General features: G+C 30.7%; 15 protein-coding genes. 2 read left to right on the top strand and 13 right to left on the bottom strand.

Translation table 11 applies throughout. The features are described 5' to 3' along the window. Positions 1-601 (top strand): aldehyde dehydrogenase family protein (locus tag BD31_RS07735; RefSeq protein ID WP_008300830.1); only part of this gene is annotated, 601 nt, incomplete at its 5' end. Between the two features lie 10 nt (positions 602-611). On the opposite strand, the gene BD31_RS07730 is transcribed toward BD31_RS07735, so the two are convergent. The 13 genes from BD31_RS07730 to BD31_RS07680 all read right to left on the bottom strand — a co-directional run bounded on the left by BD31_RS07730 (position 612) and on the right by BD31_RS07680 (position 7,578). Continuing rightward, positions 612-914 (bottom strand): hypothetical protein, encoded by a 303-nt coding sequence (locus tag BD31_RS07730; RefSeq protein WP_008300828.1) that lies wholly within the window; start codon positions 912-914, stop codon positions 612-614. 2 nt (positions 915-916) lie between these two features. Further along, a complete protein-coding gene (locus BD31_RS07725) occupies positions 917-1,474 on the bottom strand; it encodes a hemerythrin domain-containing protein (protein WP_008300824.1) in 558 nt (185 codons plus the stop codon). Between the two features lie 96 nt (positions 1,475-1,570). Next, positions 1,571-1,828 (bottom strand): hypothetical protein, encoded by a 258-nt coding sequence (locus BD31_RS07720; RefSeq protein WP_008300799.1) that lies wholly within the window; start codon positions 1,826-1,828, stop codon positions 1,571-1,573. 36 nt (positions 1,829-1,864) lie between these two features. Continuing rightward, entirely contained in the window at positions 1,865-2,521 is a 657-nt protein-coding gene (locus tag BD31_RS07715) for a 2,5-diamino-6-(ribosylamino)-4(3H)-pyrimidinone 5'-phosphate reductase (protein ID WP_008300809.1), read from the bottom strand. Beyond that, a complete protein-coding gene (locus tag BD31_RS07710) occupies positions 2,508-3,698 on the bottom strand; it encodes an amidohydrolase family protein (RefSeq protein WP_008300768.1) in 1,191 nt (396 codons plus the stop codon). Before BD31_RS07710 ends, BD31_RS07715 begins: the two co-directional genes overlap by 14 nt. Then, a complete protein-coding gene (locus BD31_RS10935; RefSeq protein WP_008300796.1) occupies positions 3,692-4,051 on the bottom strand; it encodes a GTP cyclohydrolase IIa in 360 nt (119 codons plus the stop codon). The genes BD31_RS07710 and BD31_RS10935 overlap by 7 nt, the downstream gene beginning before the upstream one ends. Positions 4,052-4,110: 59 nt before the next feature. Then, positions 4,111-4,443, bottom strand: a complete 333-nt coding sequence (locus BD31_RS10930; RefSeq protein WP_008300846.1) for a GTP cyclohydrolase IIa — start codon at positions 4,441-4,443, stop codon at positions 4,111-4,113. Next, positions 4,440-4,856, bottom strand: coding sequence for a 6,7-dimethyl-8-ribityllumazine synthase (ribH, locus tag BD31_RS07700; protein ID WP_008300771.1), 417 nt, complete (start codon positions 4,854-4,856; stop codon positions 4,440-4,442). The genes BD31_RS10930 and ribH overlap by 4 nt, the downstream gene beginning before the upstream one ends. Positions 4,857-4,858: 2 nt before the next feature. After that, positions 4,859-5,524: a 3,4-dihydroxy-2-butanone-4-phosphate synthase gene (ribB, locus tag BD31_RS07695; RefSeq protein ID WP_048097575.1), complete on the bottom strand. Its 666-nt coding sequence runs from the start codon at positions 5,522-5,524 to the stop codon at positions 4,859-4,861. Between the two features lie 79 nt (positions 5,525-5,603). Then, entirely contained in the window at positions 5,604-6,188 is a 585-nt protein-coding gene (locus BD31_RS07690; RefSeq protein ID WP_008300775.1) for a riboflavin synthase, read from the bottom strand. A 55-nt stretch (positions 6,189-6,243) separates the two neighbouring features. Beyond that, on the bottom strand, positions 6,244-6,948 hold the full coding sequence (locus tag BD31_RS07685; RefSeq protein ID WP_008300822.1) for a tetratricopeptide repeat protein: 705 nt from the start codon (positions 6,946-6,948) through the stop codon (positions 6,244-6,246). A 71-nt stretch (positions 6,949-7,019) separates the two neighbouring features. Next, complete coding sequence (locus BD31_RS10375; protein ID WP_008300839.1) at positions 7,020-7,163, bottom strand: hypothetical protein; 144 nt, start codon at positions 7,161-7,163, stop codon at positions 7,020-7,022. A 64-nt stretch (positions 7,164-7,227) separates the two neighbouring features. Further along, positions 7,228-7,578 carry a response regulator gene (locus BD31_RS07680; RefSeq protein ID WP_008300777.1) on the bottom strand — a complete coding sequence of 117 codons (351 nt, stop codon included), beginning with the start codon at positions 7,576-7,578 and terminating at the stop codon, positions 7,228-7,230. Between the two features lie 58 nt (positions 7,579-7,636). Between BD31_RS07680 and BD31_RS07675 the strand changes: the two genes are divergently transcribed. Beyond that, complete coding sequence (locus tag BD31_RS07675; protein ID WP_008300784.1) at positions 7,637-8,245, top strand: hypothetical protein; 609 nt, start codon at positions 7,637-7,639, stop codon at positions 8,243-8,245. The last annotated feature ends 3 nt before the right edge of the window (positions 8,246-8,248 follow it).

Raw genomic sequence — 8,248 nt, 5'->3', positions numbered from 1 at the left:
AAAAAGATTTTTTGTTGGTAAAAACATTGCAGATGAATTTATTGAATTGTTTATTAAAAAAGCATCACAACTCAAAGTAGGAGATCCCATGTCCATAGAAACAGACATGGGGCCAGTTTCAAGTAAAGATGGTTTAGATACAATTTCTGGAATTGTGGAAGATGCAAAGAAAAAAGGTGCTGAAATTCTTTTAGGTGGTTCTGAAATGGAAGGCAAAGGATTCTTCTATAGACCAACAATTCTTACAAATGTCAAACCAGAAATGAGAATTGCAAATGAGGAAACATTTGGACCAGTAGCTCCAATTACAATAGTTGAAAATGAAAGTGAGGCAGTTAAATTGGCTAATGAGAGTGAGTTTGGTTTAGGTGCAAGTATTTGGACCAAAGATCTTGCAAAAGCAGATAAAATGTCTAGACGTATTGAGTCAGGAATTGTTAGTGTCAATAATGTAGTAATTTCAGATCCTAGGATTCCATTTGGAGGAATAAAGCATAGTGGATTTGGAAGAGAATTATCAAGATATGGAATGTTAGAATTTGTAAACCTGAAATCAGTGAGATTTTATGATAATCTAACACATCATCATTACGTAGAATAATCTTGCAAATCTAAGATTCCTCTAAAATAGAGTCCTCGTCAATTTCATCATCATCCAAGTCATCATCAGCACATTCTTCTAATTCAATATGAGTTGGATTACCATCATCACCAAAAAAGATCTCAATACAGATATCAGTAGCCAGCGTAGAGGCCAAAGCTTCTGTTAATTCCTTGGGAAAATTGCTTAATCTGCTTGAATCTGAAGAATATCTGTATTGAGTAACTTCATCTTCATGATAGAAATCTACTTCAATATCTCCATTGGCAAATTTTCTAACTCCTAACACTTGGCCAAATAAGCTATAAGACAAATTTAATTTCCATGCTGAGAAACATCTTTTGTAAGTGTTTCAGCCAATTGTTCATAGTGTTCTCTAGTCTTTCCTAAAGTATCAAGTTTAGATTTTTCAATTTCAGTTAATTCTTTATCTACTTTTTCTGAAACGTATTGCAATCGTGCTTCAGCCATCATAAATAATCGATTATTTTCTTTCCAGAGATGTTCTGTTATGTGTTCAACATATTGTTGCATATCAGAAATTAATTTTGAAGAATCTCCAGATGCAAGATATGTTTTAGCTGATTCTTCCATCTCAGTTCCAATTTCTCTTGAACGTTGATGATCAATTAGCATCATTGCAATAGGTCCCATATTACTAGGCATACCAGCTTGTTCTAACGCAGGAAAAAGAGATTTCTCTTCTTTACTATGATGACAGACATCTGTAAAGTTTTTTGTAAAATCAATTACTGGCATTAAAATGGATTCTGGAATTTGTTTACCATCTACTAATAATTGTACAGTAGAGTCCATTGATTTGATTACTTTTTCTATTAATTCATGATCGCGTCGCAGTGATGCAGTTGACATGATAATTTTAGAATAAATCCAATATCTATATCTTATTCATTTAAAAAATAATTAAAAGATAGAAATGAGTTAACGAATAATCGTTAACACGTGGATTTAACGATTAGAGAGGCTTTTTGATTTAACAAATGCCCAAATCTTTTTGGTCATTTCGCTAGGTGCAATTGGTTTGTTTCCAAATACTTGTTCTACAGTTTCTTTACGACCTGCAAAACTAATTGCATACCCACCAAATGCTGGTTTTTTACCTTTTGATTTAGTAGCCTTCTTTTTTGGTGCAACCTTCTTTTTTGGTGCAACCTTCTTTTTTGTTGTAGCTTTCTTTTTTGTTGTAGCTTTCTTTTTTACTGCCAATTTCTTGTAATTTTATTTAAAAGAAAGTATAATAACTTACACTTTTTCATAATTCAAAACAAGATGATTTTTGAGCCTCTTTGTAGATTTGAGACGTAAATTAGGGGATTTTGATATTTTTTCAAACCCTTTTCCTTGAATAAATGATATTGCATCATTTCCTCCAATTAGGAATGGAGAAATTGTGATAATCAACTCATCAAAAAGATTATTTTTTACAAACTCCCAATTTACAGTTCCGCCACCTTCAACCAAGATTGTTTTAATTTTTTTATCTGAAAGTTTTTTCAATAAAGATTTAATGTTAACTGATTTTTTACCAGTAATAATTACTTCGACAGGAAATTGGTGAAGTTTGTTAAGATTTGTTTTGGAGATTATTTTTGATACAGCTATGATTGTTGGAATTTTCTTACTTGTTTGCAAAATTTTGGAGGTTTTAGAAATGGTGCCTTCTGAATCTAAAATTATTCGGATGGGGTTTTTTCCTTTTGTATGACGTACAGTTAACATCGGATTATCACGTAAAACAGTATTCTTTCCAACAAGAATTGCATCAACTTTAGAACGTAGTTTATGAAGTCTTATACTGTCTTGTTTTGAGGAAAGATTTGAAAAACCAGTACTAGTAGCAATCTTTCCATCAATTGATGTTGCTGCACTAAGTATTACATATGGTTTAGATTTTTCCATGAATGATTTCTCCTCCAATCATTACTGCTTTAATTGTAGATTCAGATGCTCTATGAACAATTGATGCATATGGATTATGCATAGGTTCTAAATCTAATGCGTGTTTATCAAGAAAAATACAATCAGCAATTTTTCCGCATTGAATTATTCCAATATCTTTATTCAAAATTTTTCCACCATTTACAGTAGCCATTTTAAGAATTTCTTTTGGATCTATTCTTTTTTTATTAATACCCATTGTTGTTTTCCAAATAAAATCCATCTCTCTGAACATGTCAGGAGAATTTATCATGACGTTATCTGTGCCTAAAGCTATCGTACATCCTGCCTTTTGCATTAATTCTATATCGGGAATTCCTTCAGCTAATGATGAATTAGCTCTTGGACAGATTACAATTCCTCTAGTTGTTTTTGCGGCAGCAATCAGGTCACTTTTTGTGGCATAAGTCATATGAACTAGAAAATCAGGTTTTAGAGATAAAGCCCTAGTAGTTTCAGATTTTCCTGTGATTTTCTTTGATTTGGTGGTACTTTGTTTAGTTTCAGATGAATGAATAGCTCGAATTTTTGTGGTTTTTGAATAATAATTTAATACAGAAGTACTATTTTCATTTGCACCACTAATTCCAATACCGTCACATTTTTTGAGTAATGCGGTAAGTTCATGAATTTTTGATTTGGGAAACGGAGTATTTTTTTTAATTTCTAAAGAGCCTTGATAATATTCTATTCTACCTAAAATTATTGAGCGTAAAGGCATATCAGATAGTACTTTTTGGAGTAAAATAACACCATCCAATCCTCCTTCTCTGAAATCAGCAAAAGTGGTAATTCCCTTTTTAATCATGGAGTAGCACGTATTTTTCATAAAATTGGCTAAATTTTCTTGAGAAGTATTTTTCAGAATTTTTGATTTGGCTCCAAAGACAGGATGTATTTTTTTATCTACACTGCTGTCAAGTGTAACATCTTTTCCAATTGAATCTCCAATGTGTGTATGAGCATTAATAAATCCAGGGATTAGTAAAAGACCTTCACAATCAATAGATTCTTCTTTATTATTTGATGTAGTTTTCGACTGAATTCTTTTGAATTTTTTATTTTGAATTTGCACATTGGTACTTGGAATGAAATCTAAATCTGAGCCTGATAATACGCTGATATTTTTTATTAACATGATAATTCATAAACTTCAGGTTTTTCTTTCCCGGAATCTCGAATTTCTCGTATAGTGTCAAGAGATTTTGTGGCTAATTTTACAGCTTCTCTACCAGAATTACCATTACCGATTCCACAATTCAAAGAAATTTTGTCATCTTTCTTTACTATGTCAATAAAATTCTGTACGGAATTTTTTGCATCATCATTTGAGACAACCATGAAGTTATCACCACCCATGAAAAATGTTAGTGAGTTTCTTTCTAGAAAAAATTTTGCCATTTTTGAATACAATTCAAAAATTATAGATGAAATTTCATATGGAGAACTAGTTTTTCTTTTTGAGGTGAGATCATCAACATCTAAATGCATGATAGATACTTTAGAATCAGATTTTCCATTAACAAAACCAAAAATATTGTGTTCCGAATTTAGTATAATTTTATTTTTTTTCCTTCATACGCCTTCAAATTCGCTTCAAATGGGGATTCTCCATAACCAATTGAAATGGTTAGACGGATATCAAATAATTTTTCAAGTGTTTTTTGGATTTGAATATGATCTTCTAATTCAAGTCCATTTGAAACTACAAAGAATTCATCTGCACGATTAAGAAAAACTATACAGTTTTTTTCAGAAAATAATTTTTGTACTTCTTTGTAAAGTGAGGCTTGGAGTATTTGTAATTCATGCTCTCTGTCACTACCTAATGTTAATGTCCAAGGACCATACTCAGTAATTTTTAAGATGCTAAGTTGAATCATTTTTGAATCCTTTTTAGTTCATCAGAGATTTTTACAACTGCCTCTACAGCACGTTCAGCAACAGGTCTTATTCTAGCAATAGCATGCTTTTCCTGCATTCCAGGACCAGAAATTCCCAAAGATACAGGCTTTTGGTGTTTTAGTGATAAATCTGTGAGGGATTTTGCTGCAGAGTGAGATATTACTTCATCATGTTTTGTTTGCCCTTTGATTATAGCACCTAGTGTAACTACAGCATCAACATCTTTTTTTTTCAATAGTGTATCTACGACTATAGGCATATCATAGGCGCCTGGAACCATACATGTGTAAGAGATTTTTAATTTAAGTGATGTCGCTTTTTCTTGAGCCACAGCAAGCATTCTAGATGTAATTTCTTCATTGAATTCCGAAACCACTATTGCAATATTCAATACTAATTCACCTTAGCGTATTCTAAAAGCTCTTTTCCATCAATTAATGGAATGCCATTTTGTTTTGCAAATTTTTCTGCTTTATCAACTGATAGAGCGGCATATGTTTCAGCATCCATCATTTCACAAATTGCTGTTACAGGTGTCAAACCCGCGATTTGTGCTAAATAAACAGACATCTCAGTATGTCCTTGACGTGCTGCTAACAATCCTTTGGATGCTATCAATAATGGAACATGACCAGGGGTCTTAAAAGATGAGGCGAATTTTTTCTGTTTGTTTTCAACGTTATAGATTTTAGCCATTTCGCTAATTGTTAATGCTCTATCTTTGTCAGTAATTCCTGTATAAGTTTGATAATGATTTACAGACAATGAAAAAGTAGGATGATCACCGTATGGGGCCAAACCCATTATCATATCCTTATTTGAGATGGATGAATCAGCTAGAATTTCATGCATATACCTCAAATCAAGAGATGTTGCAAAATTATTATCAATTGCAATACACAGCAAGCCGCCTGCATGTTGACGCATCCTGGCAACATGTTCTGGTGTAACAAATTCCGCAGCTACAACCATATCAATTTCATTTTCTCGTCCAGCTGAATCAAACAATAAGACAAACTCTCCACGTTTTAGGGACTGTAACGCAGATTCTAATGACATATAGAAAAAATCGCGATAATCCAATTATAAAGTTTACTAAAAAATTGGTAATTACCACTATAATAGTAGATAATTGATTTTATTTTAGAATGTATTTTCCAAGAATGTCAGTTTCAATATTAAGTTTGTCGCCTGGCTTTTTTGTATGAAAATTTGTAACCTCAATCGTATGAGGAATTAAAGAAACTGATGCGAGATTCTTTTTAACATCAACAACTGTCAAACTGATTCCATCTAAAGCGATAGAACCTTTTTTCACTACATACTTTGATAAATTTTTAGGAATTTCAAACCAAACTTGAACTTCTTTAGGTTTTTTAAGAATTTTTTTAATTATTGCCACACCATCTACATGGCCTAAAACAAAATGTCCTTCAAGTCGTTGACCCACTTTTAAACTTCGTTCAATATTCACAATTCCTCCAACCTTGAGATTTCCAAGATCTGTTTTTTTTGTAGTTTCCTCTATCATCTCAAAAATACAACTGGAATTAGAAATTTTTGTTGCAGTAAGACATACTCCATTAAGAGCTACACTTTGACCAATTTTCAATCCTTTTGAATGTTTTCCAAGATTCACAGTCATTTGAATTGCACTTCTGTTTTTGGTATTTTTGGAAATATTTTCTACACTTCCAACACCTTCAACAATTCCGGTAAACATCAAATTAATTACAAATTCTTTTCTATAAAATGATTTAGTTCAATATCAATCTTAATTATTTAGAACTAAGATGTTTAAATTCGTCATTACAAAATTGATGAAAAACAGAGCATTTGTTTTTTTTAGCATCAATTTTTATTTTTTCCATATCTTTGTTAAGAACTCCTTGAGCAGCTAAAAATGCATCATCTTTTAAATTCAATTTTTCATATATGTGAGATTTAGCAATAGGTATTTCTTTCAAATTTGGATCAATCATTTGGGCTTTATCATAATAGATTAGTGCATCTTGATAATTTCCTAAATGACTAAGAGAAATTGCTTTATTCATCAAAGCAGTTACATCATTAGTATCAATTGAAAGAACAGTATCATAATATTCAATAGCATCCTCATGACGATTTAATTCATTTAAAGACAACCCCATACTGTTTAGAGCCCATAAATCTTTAGAATTACTCAAAAGTAATTTATCGCATAACTCTAAAACTTGTTCATATTGTTTCATACTTTCAAGAGCATAAATTTTATTTTTTAGCGCATAAGTATCCAAGTTTTTGATTTCTAGAACTTTATCACAATAAACAATAGCCTCTGGATATTTTTTCAGATAAATCAGAGATAGTGAAATATTTTGAAGTGCAACCATATCATTTGGGATTTTTTCAAGTAAAGATTTACAATAAGCGTACATTTCATCATATTTTCCAGCATTAAACATTCTAGTAATTACATTTGAAGGATCTAGCAGGTTAACCATTTTTACTATAATTTAATTAAAATTCATCGACTTTAACCTATTCGAAAAGATAGATGTTTGATTAACTATAATTATTTCAGAGTTTTACGAAGTGTTTCGTTTAAGACTTTAGAATAACTATAAGATGTTTGTTCTGTTTGAATCAGTTTTGCTTGACGAAGTCGAAGTTTTTTATCAAGATCATCATCAATCATTATTGTTACACGTTTACTCATTTTAACTAATTACTTGTATGAAGATGAGAATATAACAATATGTTAAAGTTCCCAAAAATGGGAATTAAGATTCAATCGTGGAAATGACTTGATCCATTTTGAATGGTTTTTGAATTAAAGGAATGTTTAGCTTATCCAACTTTTCTTCAGTGGAATAGCTTCCATCTGCACTAACTGCAATGATCCGTGCATTTGGATTTATCTCTTGAATTTTTTTAATAGCATAGAATCCACTACCATTAGGCATGTTAAGATCAATGAGAATAACATCAGGTTTTGTTTCTTGAAATAATTTAACTGCGGAAATTCCATCAAACCCACTACCAACAACATTAACTCCATGTTCTTGAAGAAATTCACTGAATAATCTTACTGTATCTTCATCATCATCTATTACTATTACCGATTTGGGCATCTCTAGTCACAGTATGTAAAACAGTGCTTTAATATTTTGCATTATTTAGAATTTTTACATGAGTGGAATTGATAGATTGATTTCATTTACATTATCCACAGAAATTAAGAAAAAAATGGAGCCCGAGGTTCTAAAAAAGATTGAACGTGAATTATTTTTAGATAGTGGAATGTCAATAAAATTATCAATTGAACATTTTGATAATCTTATAAGAGTTTTAGAAAAAAATTCAAATTTGGATGTTAAAAGATTTGTAGCAGAGTGTATTGAAAAAATTATTAAAATAAAAAAAATAGATAAGAAATATTCAATCGAAGTAATAAATTCAAATTTGAGAGATTTAGTATTAGAATCATTTGGAGATTTAGAAACAAGAAAAATCATTTCTTGTATTTTAGAAAATGAATTAACTATTCCAGAAATTCTTCAGAAATCTGAAGTTCCAAAAACATCGGGATATAGAAAAATTGAAAATATGATTATTAATGGATTGATTATTGAATCTGGAATAGTACTTAGTGATAGTAAGAAGATCTCTAAACTTCAATGTGTTTTTCAAGAAATTAATTTAGATATTAAGAAAGAAAAGACTAGGGTAATAGGTATTTTAACAAATAAAATGCTTGAAAAAAGTTCTAGTGTTAAATCATTTATTGATAGATTTTAGATT

Origin of the sequence: Candidatus Nitrosopumilus salarius BD31, assembly GCF_000242875.2 — an archaeon.
GTDB lineage: Archaea > Thermoproteota > Nitrososphaeria > Nitrososphaerales > Nitrosopumilaceae > Nitrosopumilus > Nitrosopumilus salarius.
This window is presented reverse-complemented; position numbering and strand designations above follow the sequence as displayed.

Excerpts from the sequence above, each read along its gene's own strand:
- BD31_RS07725 (WP_008300824.1), bottom strand. The coding sequence starts at position 1,474 with ATGTCAACTGCATCACTGCGACGCGATCATGAATTAATAGAAAAAGTA.
- BD31_RS07715 (WP_008300809.1), bottom strand. The coding sequence starts at position 2,521 with ATGGAAAAATCTAAACCATATGTAATACTTAGTGCAGCAACATCAATT.
- BD31_RS07710 (WP_008300768.1), bottom strand. The coding sequence starts at position 3,698 with ATGTTAATAAAAAATATCAGCGTATTATCAGGCTCAGATTTAGATTTC.
- BD31_RS10935 (WP_008300796.1), bottom strand. The coding sequence starts at position 4,051 with ATGCATTTAGATGTTGATGATCTCACCTCAAAAAGAAAAACTAGTTCT.
- BD31_RS10930 (WP_008300846.1), bottom strand. The coding sequence starts at position 4,443 with ATGATTCAACTTAGCATCTTAAAAATTACTGAGTATGGTCCTTGGACA.
- ribB (WP_048097575.1), bottom strand. The coding sequence starts at position 5,524 with ATGTCATTAGAATCTGCGTTACAGTCCCTAAAACGTGGAGAGTTTGTC.
- BD31_RS07690 (WP_008300775.1), bottom strand. The coding sequence starts at position 6,188 with ATGTTTACCGGAATTGTTGAAGGTGTTGGAAGTGTAGAAAATATTTCC.
- BD31_RS07685 (WP_008300822.1), bottom strand. The coding sequence starts at position 6,948 with ATGGTTAACCTGCTAGATCCTTCAAATGTAATTACTAGAATGTTTAAT.
- BD31_RS10375 (WP_008300839.1), bottom strand. The coding sequence starts at position 7,163 with ATGAGTAAACGTGTAACAATAATGATTGATGATGATCTTGATAAAAAA.
- BD31_RS07680 (WP_008300777.1), bottom strand. The coding sequence starts at position 7,578 with ATGCCCAAATCGGTAATAGTAATAGATGATGATGAAGATACAGTAAGA.
- BD31_RS07675 (WP_008300784.1), top strand. The coding sequence starts at position 7,637 with ATGAGTGGAATTGATAGATTGATTTCATTTACATTATCCACAGAAATT.